General features: G+C 71.1%; 14 protein-coding genes and 1 pseudogene. 5 read left to right on the forward strand and 10 right to left on the reverse strand.

The window, feature by feature from the left end; all coding sequences use genetic code 11:
• Positions 1 to 18 precede the first annotated feature (18 nt).
• A complete protein-coding gene (locus ACFV9T_RS00960; protein ID WP_385435950.1) occupies positions 19 to 2,577 on the reverse strand; it encodes a CBM35 domain-containing protein in 2,559 nt (852 codons plus the stop codon).
• Positions 2,574 to 3,650, reverse strand: coding sequence for a LacI family DNA-binding transcriptional regulator (locus ACFV9T_RS00965; RefSeq protein ID WP_385435951.1), 1,077 nt, complete (start codon positions 3,648 to 3,650; stop codon positions 2,574 to 2,576). The genes ACFV9T_RS00960 and ACFV9T_RS00965 overlap by 4 nt, the downstream gene beginning before the upstream one ends.
• A gap of 74 nt (positions 3,651 to 3,724) precedes the next feature.
• On the opposite strand from ACFV9T_RS00965, the gene ACFV9T_RS00970 reads away from it, so the two are divergent.
• Entirely contained in the window at positions 3,725 to 5,839 is a 2,115-nt protein-coding gene (locus tag ACFV9T_RS00970; protein ID WP_385435952.1) for an alpha-galactosidase, read from the forward strand.
• On the opposite strand, the gene ACFV9T_RS00975 is transcribed toward ACFV9T_RS00970, so the two are convergent.
• Positions 5,836 to 6,735, reverse strand: a complete 900-nt coding sequence (locus tag ACFV9T_RS00975; RefSeq protein WP_385435953.1) for a hypothetical protein — start codon at positions 6,733 to 6,735, stop codon at positions 5,836 to 5,838. The two genes, ACFV9T_RS00970 and ACFV9T_RS00975, sit on opposite strands and share 4 nt — an antisense overlap.
• Before the next feature lie 61 nt (positions 6,736 to 6,796).
• A complete protein-coding gene (locus tag ACFV9T_RS00980; RefSeq protein WP_385435954.1) occupies positions 6,797 to 7,363 on the reverse strand; it encodes a TIGR04222 domain-containing membrane protein in 567 nt (188 codons plus the stop codon).
• A gap of 178 nt (positions 7,364 to 7,541) precedes the next feature.
• Between ACFV9T_RS00980 and ACFV9T_RS00985 the strand changes: the two genes are divergently transcribed.
• Positions 7,542 to 8,744: a GDSL-type esterase/lipase family protein gene (locus ACFV9T_RS00985; RefSeq protein ID WP_385435955.1), complete on the forward strand. Its 1,203-nt coding sequence runs from the start codon at positions 7,542 to 7,544 to the stop codon at positions 8,742 to 8,744.
• 63 nt (positions 8,745 to 8,807) lie between these two features.
• Here the strand turns inward: ACFV9T_RS00985 and ACFV9T_RS00990 are convergent, their stop codons facing one another.
• The 3 genes and pseudogenes from ACFV9T_RS00990 to tnpA all read right to left on the reverse strand — a co-directional run.
• Positions 8,808 to 9,455, reverse strand: coding sequence for a 1,4-alpha-glucan branching protein (locus ACFV9T_RS00990; protein WP_385435956.1), 648 nt, complete (start codon positions 9,453 to 9,455; stop codon positions 8,808 to 8,810).
• A gap of 80 nt (positions 9,456 to 9,535) precedes the next feature.
• Positions 9,536 to 10,198, reverse strand: a complete 663-nt coding sequence (locus tag ACFV9T_RS00995) for a hypothetical protein (RefSeq protein ID WP_385435957.1) — start codon at positions 10,196 to 10,198, stop codon at positions 9,536 to 9,538.
• Positions 10,199 to 10,283: 85 nt separating this feature from the next.
• Positions 10,284 to 10,589, reverse strand: a pseudogene (gene tnpA, locus ACFV9T_RS01000) (IS200/IS605 family transposase); the annotation flags it as partial.
• A 23-nt stretch (positions 10,590 to 10,612) separates the two neighbouring features.
• Here tnpA and ACFV9T_RS01005 point away from each other — a divergent pair.
• Complete coding sequence (locus ACFV9T_RS01005) at positions 10,613 to 11,839, forward strand: RNA-guided endonuclease InsQ/TnpB family protein (protein WP_385435958.1); 1,227 nt, start codon at positions 10,613 to 10,615, stop codon at positions 11,837 to 11,839.
• A 12-nt stretch (positions 11,840 to 11,851) separates the two neighbouring features.
• Here the strand turns inward: ACFV9T_RS01005 and ACFV9T_RS01010 are convergent, their stop codons facing one another.
• Both ACFV9T_RS01010 and ACFV9T_RS01015 read right to left on the reverse strand, forming a co-directional pair.
• Complete coding sequence (locus tag ACFV9T_RS01010; protein ID WP_385435959.1) at positions 11,852 to 12,454, reverse strand: response regulator; 603 nt, start codon at positions 12,452 to 12,454, stop codon at positions 11,852 to 11,854.
• Positions 12,451 to 13,605 carry a sensor histidine kinase gene (locus tag ACFV9T_RS01015; RefSeq protein WP_385435960.1) on the reverse strand — a complete coding sequence of 385 codons (1,155 nt, stop codon included), beginning with the start codon at positions 13,603 to 13,605 and terminating at the stop codon, positions 12,451 to 12,453. The genes ACFV9T_RS01010 and ACFV9T_RS01015 overlap by 4 nt, the downstream gene beginning before the upstream one ends.
• A gap of 160 nt (positions 13,606 to 13,765) precedes the next feature.
• On the opposite strand from ACFV9T_RS01015, the gene ACFV9T_RS01020 reads away from it, so the two are divergent.
• Both ACFV9T_RS01020 and ACFV9T_RS01025 read left to right on the forward strand, forming a co-directional pair.
• Complete coding sequence (locus tag ACFV9T_RS01020) at positions 13,766 to 14,659, forward strand: ABC transporter ATP-binding protein (RefSeq protein ID WP_385435961.1); 894 nt, start codon at positions 13,766 to 13,768, stop codon at positions 14,657 to 14,659.
• Between the two features lie 68 nt (positions 14,660 to 14,727).
• Positions 14,728 to 15,447 carry an ABC transporter permease gene (locus tag ACFV9T_RS01025; RefSeq protein WP_385435962.1) on the forward strand — a complete coding sequence of 240 codons (720 nt, stop codon included), beginning with the start codon at positions 14,728 to 14,730 and terminating at the stop codon, positions 15,445 to 15,447.
• Between the two features lie 35 nt (positions 15,448 to 15,482).
• Here the strand turns inward: ACFV9T_RS01025 and ACFV9T_RS01030 are convergent, their stop codons facing one another.
• Positions 15,483 to 16,265 carry a sulfite exporter TauE/SafE family protein gene (locus ACFV9T_RS01030; RefSeq protein ID WP_385435963.1) on the reverse strand — a complete coding sequence of 261 codons (783 nt, stop codon included), beginning with the start codon at positions 16,263 to 16,265 and terminating at the stop codon, positions 15,483 to 15,485.
• Positions 16,266 to 16,445 lie beyond the last annotated feature (180 nt).

Below are 16,445 nucleotides of genomic sequence, written 5' to 3' on the forward strand. Positions count from 1 at the left end.
CGCATCACGCGAAAGGGATCAGCCGATGACCGGGGCCAGGTCGATCCGGTCGAGGTTGGGGGCGTACGCGCCCGGGTTGGCGAAGGTGACCGTGTTGGCGCCCTTGGCGAGGTCGACGGGGACGGCCAGGGGCCAGTAGTCGTTCCAGCCCCAGGTGTTCTTGAACATCACGCGCCGGGGCTTGCCCTGGCCGACCGTGATGTCCGCGCCGCGCGAGACGATGTCGGTGTTGTACGCGTGGCCGTTGTCGCGCCGCTCGTTGTTGGCGTAGCGGACCGCCATCAGGTAGCGGCCCGCGGCGGGGGCCTGGACGGTGAGGGTGGCGGTGTTGGACGCGCCGTTGCCGAGCCAGCCGACGTAAGCGCCGCCCGAGGCGTGCGCGCCGGACTCGGGCTTGGCGGTGCCGGACAGCGCGGCGCTCTCCGCCTCGTATCCGCGCACGCCCGCCGTGTCGTCGCCCGCGCCCGTGACGTCCAGGGAGCGCAGCCGGACGGGGGCGGCTCCGGCCGGTGCGGCGGTGACGCGGTTGTTCCCGGCGGTCAGATAGAGCCGCTGGGACGTCGTCGTGGTCGCGCCGTGCGCGGTGAGCTTCAGCGGGCCGCCCGAGGCGCGCGGGGTCACCGTGTAGTAGCCCTCGCGGGGCGCGTAGACGTCGAAGACGGCGGTGTCCCGGGAGCCGAGGACGAGCGCGCCGGTGCCGGTTCCGCTCGCCGAGCCGTAGTCGTAGGACGGGCTGCCGGTGGTGTCCGCGAGCGTGGCCTCGTACGCGGCGGAGGGCTGCGTGGCGGCAGTGAGGTCGACGCGGTCGAGGGTCACCTCGGCGGTGTCATGGGCCAGGGCGATCTCGTGGCGGCCCGCGGACAGGCGGACGGTGGTGTTCTTGAGGCCGCGGTAGGTCCAGTTCTCGGTGGAGGGGTAGGTGAGGGTGCGGGCCGCGCCGCCGTCAACCGTGAGCCGCTGGGTGGCCGGGCCGCCGCTCTGGTTGCCGTAGAGGACGGCGAGGTCGTAGTCCCCGGTGCGGGGCACGTCCACGGTGAACGCGACCTTACTGGTGTCCTGGTTGAGGGAGCCGACGTCCTTGGTGCCGGAGGCGGCGTAGCCGTTGGCGTTGGCGACGGTGCCCTGGGTGTAGACCTTGCCCTCGGTGATCGCCGCGTCCTCCGCCTCGTACGCCGCGTGCCACGGCACCCGCGCGGGCTGCGGGGTGCCGCCGCCCGCCGGGGTGAGCACGATCCGGTACGCGGACATGCGGTCCATGCCGGTGAGCGGGACGGTGACCGAGCCGTCCGGGCGGACGGTGAGCTTCTTCCGGGCCAGGGTGCGGGGTGCGGCGTGGGCGCCCTCGTAGCCGGACCAGGCGGCCTCCGAGACGGCGGCGGTGACCTGGCCGCCGAACACCTTCGGGTCGACGTGGCCGACCGTCACGTTCGCGTCGCCCGCCGCCCCGCCGACCAGCACCTGCGCCTGGCGCTTGGCGGTGTCGTAGGAGGCGAGGCCCTGGAGGGTGTCGACGGCGTTCGGGGTGGGCGGGGTGACCTTGACGGTCCGGCCGGTCATGGTGGCGTACCAGCGGAAGAACCACCACGCGCCGTTGGGGATGTTGGCCTGGGCGACGCTGCCGGAGAGGTTGCCCGCGGCATCCCAGTACGCCTGGTCGGCGTAGACCTTGTTGCGCTCGAAGAGGGAGACCCACTGGACGAGTTGCCCGGGGACGGACAGATCGCGGCGGTTGGCGTACTCATCGATGTTGATCGGGCGCGGTGCGATCCCCGCGCGCTTCTCCCGGGCGCGGTAGTCGTCGTAGTGGCCCTGGAAGTCGCGCAGGGAGTCCGGGCCCAGCTCATGCCAGGTGGTGACGTCGGGCAGGACCTTCTCCTGCTTCGCCCAGGTCAGGAAGTCGCCCATCAGGCGGGAGTGGTACGAGGACTCGTTGGGGCCCGCGATGCGGGCGTCCGGGTCGAAGGCGCGGATGCGGTGGTAGACGGTCTTCCAGTCGCGGAAGAAGCGGTCCCGGTTCTTCTCGTACGTGGCCTGGTCGGCGACGCCGAGGTTGTACCAGATCTGGTCGGGCTCGTTGAACGGGACATAAACGAAGTGCTCGCTGTTCGGCGCCTTGGCGACGTCGGGCACGATCTTGTCGACCTTGGTGAGGTAGTCCTCGATGCCTAGGTCCTCGTACGGCCACTTGGCGTAGATGTCCTGCATCATCACCAGGACGTCGCCGCCGCCGTTGCGGAAGAACGACTTCGAGACGGTGACGGCGTCGCCGTTCGGGTGCTGGGCGCCGCCCTCCGGCTTCTGGGTGACGGTGGTGAGCTTCAGCGGCGCGAGGGCGGCGTCGGTCGGCACGCCGTCGTCGCTCAGGCCGTACAGCGATCCGTTGGCGCCGCGCAGGACGGGGCCCTCGGGGGCGGCGAGGTCGACGGCGAGGTTCGGGGCGGCTTTAGCAGTAGCTGTGGGGGTGGTGGCGTCGGCGGGGACGGCCGCCGCCAGGAGCGCGGCGGCGAGGGCGGTGGCGGTGGCGGCCGTCCGTATGCGGTGTCCGGTGGACCTGGTGGGCGTACTGGATCTGCTCATGCGCGGGGGGCCTCCGAGGGTGGGGTCGGGGGTAACGGGGCCGGCGGTGGGCCGGAGCTTTCGCGGACGATCAGCAGCGGTACGGAGACGGGGCGCGGCGCGACCGGTGCGGCCGCCTCCAGCAGGCCGTGCAACCGGCCGAAGGCGGCCCGGCCCAGGCCCGTGAAGTCGAGCCGTACGGTCGTCAGGGAGGGGGTGAGGAACGCCGAGTGCGGGGCGTCGTCGAAACCGGCCACGCTCACCTCGCCCGGGATCGCCCGGCCCGCCTCGTGCAGCGCCCGGATCACCCCGAGCGCGAGGTCGTCGTTGCCGCACAGGATCGCGGTGACGGACGGATCGCGGGCCAGCCGCAGCCCCGCCTGGTAGCCACCGGCCGGATCCCAGCTCCCGGCCAGCGGGCGCGGCACCGGCGCCCCGGCCGCGCGCAGCGCGTCCCGCCAGCCCGCGGTGCGCTGGCCGGTGCGGCGGGTGCTGGAGGGGATGGCGACGTAGTGCACGGTCCGGTGGCCGAGGTCCAGCAGATGGCGGGTGACGGTGCGGGCCGCCTCGCGGTCATCCGTCCACACCCAGGGGCGGTGCCCGGCGGGCGGCCGGGACGGGGTCTCGACCACGCCCACGACCGGGAGTTCGGTGGGTACGGCGGCCAGGGCGCGGACCCCGGCGGTGTCGTACGCCATCACGATCAGCCCGCCGCCGGTGTCGGCGGCCCGCCGCACTTCGGTCCGGACGTCGGCCACGGTGTCGGATTCCAGGACGCCGATGGCGACCGTGTAACCGGCGGCGCGGGCGGCCTCCTCGATGCCCTGGAGGGTGGCGGCGTAGCCGTAGTGGGTGGTGTTCGCGGTCAGCACGGTGACCGAGCGGGCGCGTCCGCTGGCCAGGGCGAGCGCGGTGGCGCTGCGGCGGAAGCCAAGGGCCTCGATCGCGGCGAGGACGCGCTCCCGGGTGGCCGGTTTGACGCTCGGATGGTCGTTGATCACGCGGGAGACGGTCTGGTACGAGACGCCCGCGGCGGTGGCGACGTCGCGGATGCCGGGCCGCTTGCCGCCTCTTGTGTGACCGGTCACATGCACGCCAGGATTGTGACCGGTCACACAGGGGCCGTCAAGGGACTCGTCAAGCGGCCGTAGTTGGGGAAGGGGCTGGCGTGCGGGAGACGTTCACATGGGGCCATACGGCGCTCACGGCGGAGTTCGCGACCGGGGCGGACGGGGTGCTCCGGCTCGTACGGCTGGGCCCGCCGGGCGATACCGCACCGTCGGAGCCCGAGGGCACGCCGGTCGTCGAGGTGCTGGCGCTCGGTTACGGCAGCGAGTGGTCCGGGCAGCGCGGCATCGAGACGGTGCTCGGCGCGCGGCTGCGATACCGGGGCCACCAGACCGGAACGGACGACGACGGCCGCTGGCACCGGCTGACGCTCGACCTCCACGACCCCGGCTCCGGTCTCACCGCCGAGGTCCGCCTCTCCTCCCCCGACGGCCTGCCCGTGCTGCGCTCCGAGGTGCGGCTGACGAACGAGGGCACCGGCCCGCTCGTCGTCCAGGCCGTCCCGCACCTCGTCCTCGGCGGCCTCCCCTCCCCCGACGCGCTCGATGCGCACTGGGCGCGCAACGAATGGCTGGCCGAGTGCCGTTGGACCGCCGTACCGCTGCGCGACCGGATCGTGGACCTGTCGCGCGAGGCCCACGGAAACGCCAGCCGCGTCGCCCTCGTCCTCAGCAGCGTCGGCAGCTGGCCCACCGATGGCCACCTGCCGATGGGCGCCCTCACGGAGCGCGCCACCGGCCGGGCCTGGCTCTGGCAGGTCGAGTCGCCGGTGGGGTGGCGGTGGGAGGCCGGGGAGCGGGGCGACGGTACGTACGTCGCGCTCAGCGGGCCGACCGACGCCGAGCACCAGTGGCGCGAACGGCTCGAACCCGGCGCCTCGTTCACCACCGTCCCGGCCGCCCTCGCGCTCGCCGCGCGGGGCGGGTTCGACGCGGCGATGGCCCATCTCACCGCGTACCGCCGGGCCGTACGGCGGCCGCATCCCGACCACACCGCCCTGCCCATCGTGTTCAACGACTACATGAACACCCTGATGGGCGACCCCACCACCGAGCGTCTGCTGCCGCTGATCGACGCCGCCGCCCGGGCCGGGGCCGAATACTTCTGCATCGACGCGGGCTGGTACGACGACACCGACGGCTGGTGGGACAGCGTCGGCGCGTGGCAGCCCTCCACCCGGCGCTTCCCCGGCGGGCTCCAGGCCGTCCTCGACCGTATCCGTTCCCTCGGCATGGTCCCCGGGCTGTGGCTGGAGCCCGAAGTCGTCGGCGTCCGCAGCCCGGTGGCCGCCGAGCTGCCGGACGACGCGTTCTTCCAGCGCGACGGCGTACGGCTCACCGAGAACGGCCGCCACCACCTCGACCTGCGCCACCCCGCCGCGCGCCGCCACCTCGACACGACGATCGACCGCATCGTCGGCGACTGGGGCGTCGGCTACCTCAAGCTCGACTACAACATCAGCATCGCCCCCGGCACGGACTGGGACCCGGCGCACGGCCACGCCGCCCCCGGCGCGGGCCTGCTCGGCCACGCGCGCGCCCATGAGCGCTGGCTGGCCGCCGTGCTCGACCGCCACCCCGCGCTCGTCATCGAGAACTGCGCCTCGGGCGGCATGCGCATGGACGGCTCCTCGCTCGCCCTCACCCAGCTCCAGTCCACCAGCGACCAGCAGGACCCGCTGCGCTATCCGCCCATCGCCGCCGCCGCGCCCAGCGCGGTGCCGCCGGAGCAGGGCGCGGTGTGGGCGTACCCGCAGCCCGGCTTCACCGACGACGAGATCCGCTTCACGCTGGCCGGTGCGCTGCTGGGGCGGGTCCATCTCTCGGGCCACCTCGACCGGATGGCCCCGGCCCAACTGGACCTCGTCCGCGACGCCCTCGCGGTGTACCGGCGGGTGCGCGCCGATCTGCCCTCGGCCGTCCCCTTCTGGCCGCTGGGGCTGCCGGGGTGGACGGACGCGTGGGTGGCGCTGGGGCTGCGTACGGGCGATGACCGGACGTACGTAACGGTCTGGCGCCGGGGAGGCGAAAAACCCCAACAAGTTCTCTCTCTGAGTCACTTGGCGGGGCGCGCGCTGCGGATCGAACACCTCCACCCGGCGGAGTCCACCTCCGGAGCCACCTGGGCGGCGGACCGCGCCGAACTCACCGTCACCCTGCCCCACACCCCCACGGCGCTCCTGCTGTGTCTGACCGCCGCCGAGCAGACCGGCTAGGCGGCGGGACGTCGCAGCGCGTGGAGCACCTCGGCGTCGCTGGCCGGGCGGGCGGTGTGCAGCATGCGGCGTAGCTCGTCCCGGTCGGCCGGGCCGCTCGGGCCGCGCGCGGTCACCGTGAGCCGCATGCCGTCGCGGTACGCCGACAGGACGATTTCGACGTTCCCGCCGCCGAGGGTGCGGGTCGCCTCGGTGATGCCGTCGGCGTCCCGCATGGTGGTGCGGCTCACCATGAACGCCACATCGGGACGCCCGCCGCCCACCGTGCTCGGCGCGTACGGGACGTAGTGGACCCCGAAGCCATCGGCCGTCAGCAGGCCGTTTCCCTCGTCCACGCGGTATCCGGCGGGCGGGTCGGGGAGCAGGAGGTCCTGCCGGGCCAGTGACGTACCGGCCATGAGGCCCCGCATCTCCTTCTCCTGCTGCGACTTGTGGGTGACGGCCGTGCCGTACGCCACCACGCCGAGCACCGCCACACCGGATATCAGACGGACCGTCACGCCCGCGATGAACAGCGCCGCCACCAGCGCGTACGGCACGCCGCACAGCGCGGCGCGCTGTGCGGGCCCGCCCACGTGCAGCGCGCCGGAGCGGTAGGCGCCGATTCCGGCCGCGAGGCCGACCGTGCCGCCGAGGAAGACCGTCACGGCCCAGCCGAGCCGCCCGCCCGCCGTGCGGCACGGCCGCACCACATGGCCCACCGGGGCCACGCCGACCGCGAGCACACTGACCATGGCGGCCGCGCCGATCCCGATCGCGGGCAGCCGCTCGACGTCGATTCCGAGCCCGTGGCCGAAGCCGATGCGGTAGGCGCGCGGCACCACCAGTGCCCCGGCCGCCCACACCAGCCCCAGGTAGAGGGCGAGGTGCGTCCATCGTTTCCCCGTGGCCTTCACGTTCCGATCATGTCAGGGCGCGTACGGCGAACTCATGAGCACCCCCACCCATGTTCAGTCGCTATCGCAGGAGTCCGCCGCCGTCGTGACGGTGGCCCGACTGCCGGTCGTCGAGGGCCTCGCCCAGGCGGATCAGTCGGCCGCCCAGGCTGAGGGGCGTCTCTATCACCTCGCCGATGTGATACCTCAGCGCTACGTCCGGCAGCGCGCCCAGGCCCTCGAAGACGTATGCGGGGTACTCCCCGCTCTGTTCGGCCGCCTCCAGGTGCTGTCGGCCCGCGCGGGTGAGGCGGCAGCGCCTGGGGGTCATCAGACGGGAGGCGATCATGCGGCGCTCGATTTCCCCCACTTCGGGCCCGCCCTCGATCGCTTCGAGCAGGGAGAGCGTGCTCCGCGAGTGGCGGCGGCACAGGGCGATGATGGCGCGCTCGACGGGGTGGACGCGCCGGTCGACCGGTTCCTCCACGAGGCGCACCCGCGAGACGCGAATCCGCACGACGCCACGCTCGTGCAGCGCGACGAGGGCGACTTCCATCATGCGCTGCGGCGCGCCGCTCAGATAGGCGACGTCGTAGAGATCCAGTGTCTGCGGTACGGGCTCGGTGGTGCGCCGGAAAACGCTCCTCATCGGAATGCCCCCTTCCATCCGCTCTTGCTTCCTTGTCGTCAGTTTTGTCCGGGTGGCAAGGTCACGAACCGTGATCACGCCAGTTCAGAGGGGAACTTGAGGTTGGCTGGCCACTCTCCCCATTACCTAAAAGCTTTAGGCATATGCTTAAGTACTTACGGCGAAAGGAAGGAAGAGCATGGCACCCGCACCCGAGCGACTGACCGAGACGACCCCCATCACCGCGCAACTCCTGCGCGGCGCCCTCGATGTGGAGCGCACCGAGCGCGGGGTGCTGCCGCACCGGCTGCCCGCCTGGGCCCGCGCGCAGTGTGCCGACGGGCAGTTGGCCCTGGCGGAGGCTCAGCCCTCCGGGGTGCGGCTGGCGTTCCGTACCCGGGCCACCGCCGTCGAACTGGACGCGCTGCGCACCAAGATGGCGTACCGGGGTGCCCCGCCCCGCCCGGACGGGGTGTACGACCTGCACATCGACGGCCGTCTGGCCGGGCGGGCGAGTGTGACCGGGGGCAACGTCCGGATGGTCGACATGACCACCGGGTCCTCGGAGACCCGGCCCGGCCCGGTCGGCACCGTACGGTTCTCCGGGCTGCCCGACCGCATGAAGGACGTCGAGATCTGGCTGCCGTACAACGAGATCACCGAGCTGGTCACCCTGCGCACGGACGCCCCCGTCGAGGCCGTGCCGGACGGGGAGCGCAGGGTGTGGCTGCACCACGGCAGTTCGATCAGCCATGGCTCCGACGCCGAGAGCCCCAGCACCACATGGCCCGCGCTGGCGGCCTCACGCGGTGGCGTGGAGCTGATCAACCTGGGTCTGGGGGGCAGCGCCCTGCTCGACCCGTTCACGGCCCGAGCGATGCGGGACACCCCCGCCGATCTGCTCAGCGTCAAGATCGGCATCAATCTGGTCAACGCCGATCTGATGCGGCTGCGCGCGTTCACCCCGGCGGTGCACGGCTTCCTCGACACCCTCCGCGAGGGGCATCCCACGGCGCCGCTGCTGGTCATCTCCGCCACGTACTGCCCCATCCACGAGGACACACCGGGCCCCGCCGCGCCGGATTTCTCCGGTCTCAGTGAAGGGAGGCTCCAGTTCCGGGCCACGGGCGACCCCGCCGAGCGCGCCGCCGGAAAGCTGACGCTCACCGTCATACGGGACGAGCTGGCCCGCATCGTGCGGCAGCGGGCGGCCGACGATCCGTTTCTGCACTACCTCGACGGACGCGACCTCTACGGCGAGGCCGACTTCGCCGAACTGCCGCTGCGCGACCAGCTCCACCCGGACGCGGCCACCCATCGCCGCATCGGCGAGCGCTTCACCGATGCGGCGTTCGGGAGCGGCGGACCATTCGGCGCCGCCGCTGCGCGGCCGGAGTCGTGACGGACGCGGTGGCCGCCGGGCCTGTGGCGGCGGCGGTCAGGAGGCGTCGTCCGACATGTCCCTTCAGCTGTCGCGCAGGACGGCGAACCGGCCGCGCCCCTCGCCGCCGTCCGGCAGCCGCCAGCCCGCGCTGACCTGGGCCAGCGCCGCCGCCTCCTCGGCCACGTCCTCCTCTCGCCGGAGGACGCGCGTCACGTCGAGCGTCAAGGACCCGACCGCGAGACACGTACCGCCAGGGCTGTCGGTGACGTCCGGCGCGCCGGAGGGCCTTCCCGGGATCGCCTCCGCGCCCTCCACCGCGACGGAGGGGTCGGGGGTGTCGGACTCGCTCTGCATCTGCGGTGTGGCGCGGCCCTGGAGGAGTGCGAGGAGCTGGGCGACGAGCACCGGGTCATGGGTTCCGTCGTAGATCCACCGCTGCCCCAGCACCCCGTGCTCGGACGTGCCGATCAGGGCGTGCTCGGCGCCGTCGAGCGGGGCGGCACGGTAACTGAGCGGCAGGTGGTACCAGACCGGCCGCTCCCCGGACGCGTCCTCGACCACCATGAACTCGATGCCCACCTCCCCCGCCGGATCGTCGAGCCGGAATCCCCCGACCCGGGACAGCTCCGGCGCGCGCCCCGCGCCGAGGTACCAGGGCCGAGCGGGGAGCCAGGGCGCCAGAAGCTCCAGCTTGGTGGGGCGCATGGTGGTTTTGTGGATGACAGCCATGCCTCATGAACGCCTTCCGTCGGCGGGGTCTTCCCCGTGGCGTCCACCTTCCCCATGGCGTCCACCGGCAAGGCCGGTCATCACATGTAGTCCGGCATCTCGATGCCCCGGCGGCGGCGGACATGGCCACGGCGCCCCGCCAGGACCGTGATCAGGGTCCAGGCCACGGTGCCGCCGATCAGACCGCCCATCCGGCCCCCGGCGTCCACGTCCTCCGCCTGCTCCATCGGCACGGTGCCCTCCGGGTCGCGGATGACATCGAGCCGTTCGCCCACCTTGGGGTCCCAGGTGTCGCCGTCGTACTCCAGCTTCTCCTTGAGCGTGCTTCCGTCCGTACGGCGGAGGGTGAAGCGATGGTTGTCGCCGCCCGTCCCGGCCGCGCTGTCCGCCACGATCACCACGCTCTCGCGTACACCGCGCCGCTCCAAGGCCGCCTCGGGCGCGTACTGGACGGCCCCGACGAGGACGAACAGCGCGGGCACCACGGCCAGTACGGCCAGCCAGGCGGCCCGGTGGAGAAGCATCAGCAGCACGGCGAAGGCCAGGCAGAGGACCACCCCGAGCGCGATGGGGACCACCTCCGAGCCCAGCGTCAGATAGGCGGCGCAGGTGATGGCCGCCGCGGCGGCCCACACGAACACCACCAGCGCGAACGTGCGCCGCGCCGATTTCCACGGACTGATGTCCTCCGGGACCAGCCCGTTCCGCGCCGCGATCCGCCAGTCCCGTGTCCCCGTTGCCATCCCCGCTCCTTGTGCCGACTGCCGGCCCGGGCCCTGTGCCCGCCTGGGTCGCTGACTCCTGTTTACAATCATCTTGCGTGACGGCGCGGTTCATAGCTCCGGTGTACTCGCGTCGCAGGTAACAGGCAGAGACGCTCTTGAGGCTGTTGACCAGCTTGGAGACGGCGATCTTCGGCGGGTAGTGCACCAGCAGGTGCACATGATCGCGCTCGCCGTTGAGCTCCTTGGAGTCCGCCTCGAAGTCCTGGCACACGTTCCGCATGATCTTTTCGCAGCGTGTCACCATCTCATCGGTGAACACTCCACGCCGGTACTTGGCCACAAAGACCAAGTGAACGTGCATCGCCGAAACTATATGCCTGCCACGGCGACATTCCTTCTCGCAGTCCATGAGACCGCAATATGTTCGGGTTCATGCAGCTCCGTTACAACTACCGGGTTTACCCGGACGCCCCGCAGCGCGTCGCGCTGGCGCGTGCGTTCGGGTGTGCACGTGTGGTGTGGAACGACTGCCTGCGCGACCGGAAGGAAGCCCACGCGGCCGGGCTGCCCTATATAACGTCGGCCGAACTGTCCCGGCGCCGCATCACCCAGGCCAAGCACACCACCGGGCGCGCCTTTCTAGCCGAGGTATCGGCGGTCGTGCTCCAGCAGTCCCTGCGCGATCTGGATGCCGCGTACAAGAATTTCTTCGACTCCCTCAAGGGCACACGCAAAGGCCGCAAGGTCGCCCCGCCCCGCTACAAAACGAAGAAGGACACCCGGCAGTCCATCCGCCTGAACACCAACGCCTTCTCTCTCCAGGACAACGGCAGGGTGTATGTGGCCAAGGTCGGCACCATCAAGGTCACCTGGTCCAGGCCGCTACCGGCCGCACCCACCTCTCTCACCGTCACCAAGGACTGTGCGGGCCGGTACTTCATGAGCTTCGTGGTGGACACCGGACCGGACCCCCTTCCCGAGCTGGAAACCGAAGTCGGCATCGACCTGGGTCTGTTCACCTTCGCCGTCCTGTCCGACGGCACCCGCATCCACTCCCCGAAATTTCTGCGCCGCGCGGAGAAGAAGCTCAAACGGTTACAGAAGGACCTCAGCCGCAAGGCCCAGGGATCAAAGAACCGGACCAAGGCCCGTATCCGGGTCGCGCGGCAGCATGCTCGGGTGGCCGACCGCCGCCGGGACTGGCACCACAAGGCTTCCACACAGATCATCCGCGACAACCAAGCGGTGTATGTGGAAGACCTCGCGGTGTCCGGCCTGGCCCGGACCCGGCTGGCCAAGTCCGTGCACGACGCCGGATGGTCGGCGTTCGTGAACATGCTGGAGTACAAGGCGGTCAAGCACGGCCGGTACTTCGGGAAGATCGGACGCTTCGAGCCGACCTCGCAGGTCTGCTCCGTGTGTGGCATCAAGGACGGCCCCAAGCCCCTCCACGTCCGCCAATGGACGTGCGCAGAGTGCGGGACCGTCCACGACCGTGACGACAACGCCTCGAAGAACACCCTGGCCGCCGGACGGGCGGACAGGCTAAACGCCTCGCAGAGCGCAGGTAAGACCAGGACGAGAGTCCCGGCACAGCGCGTTGAAGCAGGAAGCCACCCAGATGGTCACACGACCGTGGCAGGAATCCCCGGACTTTAACCGGGGAGCACGTCAAAGCCAGTCGCGCTTGCGGGCGTACCGGGCGGCCTCGTGGCGGGTGCGGGTCTGGGTCTTCTGCATCGCGTGGGAGAGGTAGTTACGTACCGTGCCGCCCGCCAGGTGGAGTTGGGCGGCGATGTCGGCGACCGAGTAGCCCTCGCCGGTCGCGCGCAGCACGTCGATCTCGCGGTCGGTGAGTGGGCAGTCGTCGACGACGGCGAGGGCGGAGACGTCCGGGTCTATCCAGCGCTTGCCCGCGTGGAGTGTCGCGATGACCGACGCGATGTGCGCGGGGTCGGCGGCCTTGCTCACGAAGCCCTGGACGCCGAGCTTCAGCGCCTTGCGAAGCACACCGGGCTTGGCGTGGCGGGTCAGCATGAGGATCACCTGGTCCGGGCGGGCCCGGCGGATCGCCGCGACGGCCTCCAGCCCGTCGACGCCCTGCATCTCCAGGTCGATGACGAGGACGTCGGGCTGGTGACGCAGCGTCGCCCGCACCGCCGCTCCGCCCTCTTCCGCCTCGGTGAGCACGGTGATGTCGCCTTCGAGCGGGAGCAGTGCGGCCAGGGCCTTGCGGAGCAGGGCTTCGTCGTCGGCGAGCACCACGGTGGTCATCGGCCCTCCTCCGGAGCCGTGGACGTGGCCGTCGGGCGGGGGTGCGAGCGGGGGTGCGGGAATGTCGCGGCCGTCAGGAACCGGCCGTCCTTCTGCTCCACTATCAGTTCGCCTCCGTTGTCGGCCACGCGCTCCATGAGGGTGGAGAGCCCGCTGAGTTCGGGCGGCAGCCCCTCCTGGGCGCCGTCGTTGAGGATGGTGATGCCGGACGCCACGAGGGTGATCCGTACCTGTTCGGCCTGGGCGTGCCGCAGGATGTTGGTCGTCGTCTCCCGGAGGACCTGGCCGAGCAGTTCGTTGTCCCGCTCGTCGATCTCGGCCTCGCGGTCGACGCGCACGCGGATGCCCGCGGCTTCGAAGAGGTTCTTCGCGTTCTCCAGCTCCGCGGACAGGTTGAGCCGCCGCTGCGCGTAGGCCAGCTCCTTGGTCTGGGTGATGGTGTCGCCGACCAGGGCGTAGATCTCCCGTAGCTCTTCCTCCGCGCGTGTGGGGTCGCTGCGCACCAGCTTCTGGGCCAGTGCGGTCTTCAGCTTCACCACGTGCAGCGTGTGGCCCTGGATGTCGTGCAGGTCGCTGGCGAACCGCATGCGCTCGCGGATGACGGCCATCTCGGCCTCGCGCTGCCCTGACTCCTCCAGGTCCGCCACGACGTCGTAGAACCGCTGGTTGGGGAACATGAGCCCGGCCGCCACCGCGGCGACGCCCGTGGGGATGATGACGTACGAGACCAGAACGCCGGAGACATCGTCCGGTGTCACCGTCAGCCTCGCCGCCCCCACGGCGGCGACGAAGACGGCCAGCCCCACCGCCGCCGCGCCCCGGTGGCGGCGCAGCTGGCGAATGGCGAGGGGGCCCACGATGGAGATGCCGTAGAACGCCGTCGCGCTGTCGGCCACCAGGACCCCGCAGAGCCACACCGCCGCGGTGATGGCCAGGCAGGGGAGGGCGACACGGGGGGCGATGTCTCCCCCTGCCCACTTCACGAAGGCGACCAGCGCCGCCACCACGCCCAGGCCCAGGATGGCGGCATGCCACCAGCTCCGGGCGTCGACGGCCACCACGAGCGCTCCTGTGGCGGTGAGCGTCGGAAGCAGCAGGGTGAGGTTCAGTCGGCGCAGCCGTTCCTGCGTGGTCTCAGCATGTTCGGACATCGGTCTCCGGGATCGAACAGCAGGGTCCGCGCTTCAGTATTCTTCCGGTTCCGTTCCGCCACCAGTGACACTGCGTCATGGCTCGACCGGCGATATGTCATGGCGAGGTTATGACACCGTGGCACTGCCGGGCCGGTGGGACGTCGGCTGAAATCGGCGTATGCACACGACACCAGTCATCGACGTCGACAGCCTGAATGTCACCTACGGCGACTTCCACGCCGTGAAGGACCTGTCCTTCCAGGTGTGGCCCGGGGAGTTCTACGCGCTGCTCGGCACGAACGGGGCGGGCAAGACCTCGGCCCTGGAGACCATCGAGGGCCACCGCACGGCCACCTCAGGTTCCGTACGGGTCTTCGGGCGCAGCCCGCACGACCGTCCCGCCGTGCGGCCCCGGATGGGCGTCATGCTGCAGGAGAGCGGGTTCTCGCCAGACCTGACGGTGCGGGAATCGGTCCGGCTGATAGGCAAGCTCACCCGGCGCACGGACGAGATCGGGCGCGTGCTCGGCATCGTCGGCCTAACCCACAAGGCCCGCACCAAGGTGTCCCAGCTCTCCGGCGGTGAGAAGCGCCGTCTGGACTTCGCCACGGCCGTGTACGGCACCCCGGAGCTGATCTTCCTGGACGAGCCCACGACCGGCCTGGACATCCAGTCCCGGGACGCCCTCTGGGACGCCGTGGACAAGCTGCGCGAGGGCGGCGCCACCATCGTCCTCACCACGCACTACCTGGAAGAGGCCCAGGCGCGGGCCGACCGCGTCGGCCTCATGCACAAGGGGGCGTTCCGCATGGAGGGGACCGTCTCCGAGCTGACGCGGACGCTGCCGGGCACGATCCGCTTCACCCTTCCGAACCTTCCGGCTCCCGGGGCGTCGCTTCCGCTGGACGCCACGCGCGGGAGCGACGGGAAGGTGCTCATCGAGACCCATCGCCTCCAGAAGGATCTGCACACCCTGCTCCAGTGGGCGCAGGAGCAGGCGGTGGAGCTGCACGACCTCGAAGCGGGGCCGACCCGGCTCGACGACGTCTTCCGCTCCATCGGCAGCGACTGAATCGCCCCGGAACTCCCCGAAAACCAGAACGCCCCGAACCAAGAAGTCCCCGAAAAGGAACCCCCGCCATGCTCTCCATCGCCCTCAGTGAGCTGATTCAGCTCTTCCGGAACCGGCTCGTTCTGGTCACCAGCCTCATCATGCCCGCAGCGGTCAGCGCGTTCTTCCTCTACCGGCACGAGATCTTCGCGGACCTGTACGGTCTGGGATACATCGCGGCGGTGGTGGTGTTCACCGTGGGGGCGTTCGGGCTCTACACGACCACGGTGACCACGCTGGCCTCGCGCCGCCAGAACCTCTTCCTCAAGCGGCTGCGCTCCACCGCCGCCGATGACACCAGCGTCCTCTCCGGGCTGCTGTTGCCGGTCACGGTCATGACGCTGGTCCAGGTCGCGGTGATCCTGGGTGTGCTGGGCGCGGTCAGCGGCAAGCCCGCCCAGGTGCTGCTGCTGGTGGCGGCCGTCCTCTCGATCGTGATCATGATGCTGGGCCTGGGGCTCGCCACCGCCGGGCTGACGAACTCCCCCGAGCACGCCCAGGTGACCACCCTGCCCGTCAGCCTCGGCACCATCGCCGTCGCCAGCTGGGTGGGGATCAGCGGCAGCGAGGACCTCACCGTGCTCAAGCGGCTGCTTCCCGGCGGCTCGGCCACCGAGCTGGTGGTGAACGCCTGGGATGGCGGCACCGCCGTGTCGGACTCCCTGGTGCTGCTGGTGCCCACGCTGAGCTGGGTCCTGGTCGCCGTCGGGCTGGCGTCCCGGCTCTTCCGCTGGGAGCCGCGCCGGTGAAGACGCAGGTGAAGAGGCGGGTGAAGACGGGCGCCTCAGGCCACCCACTGGTCGTAGCCGAGCTTGACCACCAGCGAGACCACGACCACCACCAGCACCCCGCGCACGAAGCCGGTCCCGCGCTTCAGCGCCATCCGCGCGCCCACCATGGCGCCCGTCAGGTTGAAACAGGCCAGCAGTGCGGCCAGGCCCCACAGCACCCTGCCCTGGGAGCCGAAGGTCACCAGCGCGCCCAGGTTCGTGCAGACGTTGACGACCTTCGCGGTGGCGGAGGACGTCACCAGGTCCGTGCCCAGCGTCGCGGCCAGCGCGATGACCAGGAACGTGCCGGTGCCCGGCCCGAACAGACCGTCGTAGAAGCCGATGCCAAGACCCACGCCCAGCACCGCCGTGAGGACGCGGTGGCGGGAGAGCGGACCCGCGAGGGCGGGAGCGGCGCCGAAGGCGGGGCGCAGCAGGACGAACGCGAGCACCGCCAGCAGGACGACCATGATGAGGGGGCGCAGGACGGCGCTGTCGATACCGGAGGCGAGGACGGCCCCCGCGAGCGAGCCGATGGCGGCCGCGACGCCGATGCGTACGGCCATCCGGACGTCCACCGGGGCCTTGCGGGTATAGGTGACGGCGGCGCCTGTCGTACCGCAGATGGCGATGGCCTTGTTGGTGCCGAGGATGAACGTGGGCGGGAGGCCCGGCAGCCCGACCAGCAGGGCGGGGAGCAGCAGCAGTCCCCCGCCGCCCACCACGGCGTCGATCCAGCCCGCCGCTCCCGCCGCCAGGCAGAGCAGGAGCAACGTCATCAGCGGTATGTCAGGCATGACGGGGAGCCTACGAGGCGGGCTCGGGCGGGCTCGGCCGGGCCCTGAAGGCGGTCGCGCCTACCGCAACTTCGGGCCGCTGTGAAGGCGTCATCCGTCACGGGTGAGAGTTTGGCAACTACCAGACGCAACTGATCAGTTGATGAGTAGTATCTGCCCGGTTCATGGCCGTGTCCCGGA

The sequence above is a fragment of the Streptomyces sp. NPDC059850 genome, assembly GCF_042731515.1.
Taxonomy (GTDB): domain Bacteria; phylum Actinomycetota; class Actinomycetes; order Streptomycetales; family Streptomycetaceae; genus Streptomyces.

Coding starts and splice junctions, on each gene's coding strand:
- ACFV9T_RS00960 (WP_385435950.1), bottom strand. CDS start 2,577: ATGAGCAGATCCAGTACGCCCACCAGGTCCACCGGACACCGCATACGG.
- ACFV9T_RS00980 (WP_385435954.1), bottom strand. CDS start 7,363: ATGAGGAGCGTTTTCCGGCGCACCACCGAGCCCGTACCGCAGACACTG.
- ACFV9T_RS00985 (WP_385435955.1), top strand. CDS start 7,542: ATGGCACCCGCACCCGAGCGACTGACCGAGACGACCCCCATCACCGCG.
- ACFV9T_RS00990 (WP_385435956.1), bottom strand. CDS start 9,455: ATGGCTGTCATCCACAAAACCACCATGCGCCCCACCAAGCTGGAGCTT.
- ACFV9T_RS00995 (WP_385435957.1), bottom strand. CDS start 10,198: ATGGCAACGGGGACACGGGACTGGCGGATCGCGGCGCGGAACGGGCTG.
- ACFV9T_RS01005 (WP_385435958.1), top strand. CDS start 10,613: ATGCAGCTCCGTTACAACTACCGGGTTTACCCGGACGCCCCGCAGCGC.
- ACFV9T_RS01010 (WP_385435959.1), bottom strand. CDS start 12,454: ATGACCACCGTGGTGCTCGCCGACGACGAAGCCCTGCTCCGCAAGGCC.
- ACFV9T_RS01015 (WP_385435960.1), bottom strand. CDS start 13,605: ATGTCCGAACATGCTGAGACCACGCAGGAACGGCTGCGCCGACTGAAC.
- ACFV9T_RS01020 (WP_385435961.1), top strand. CDS start 13,766: ATGCACACGACACCAGTCATCGACGTCGACAGCCTGAATGTCACCTAC.
- ACFV9T_RS01025 (WP_385435962.1), top strand. CDS start 14,728: ATGCTCTCCATCGCCCTCAGTGAGCTGATTCAGCTCTTCCGGAACCGG.
- ACFV9T_RS01030 (WP_385435963.1), bottom strand. CDS start 16,265: ATGCCTGACATACCGCTGATGACGTTGCTCCTGCTCTGCCTGGCGGCG.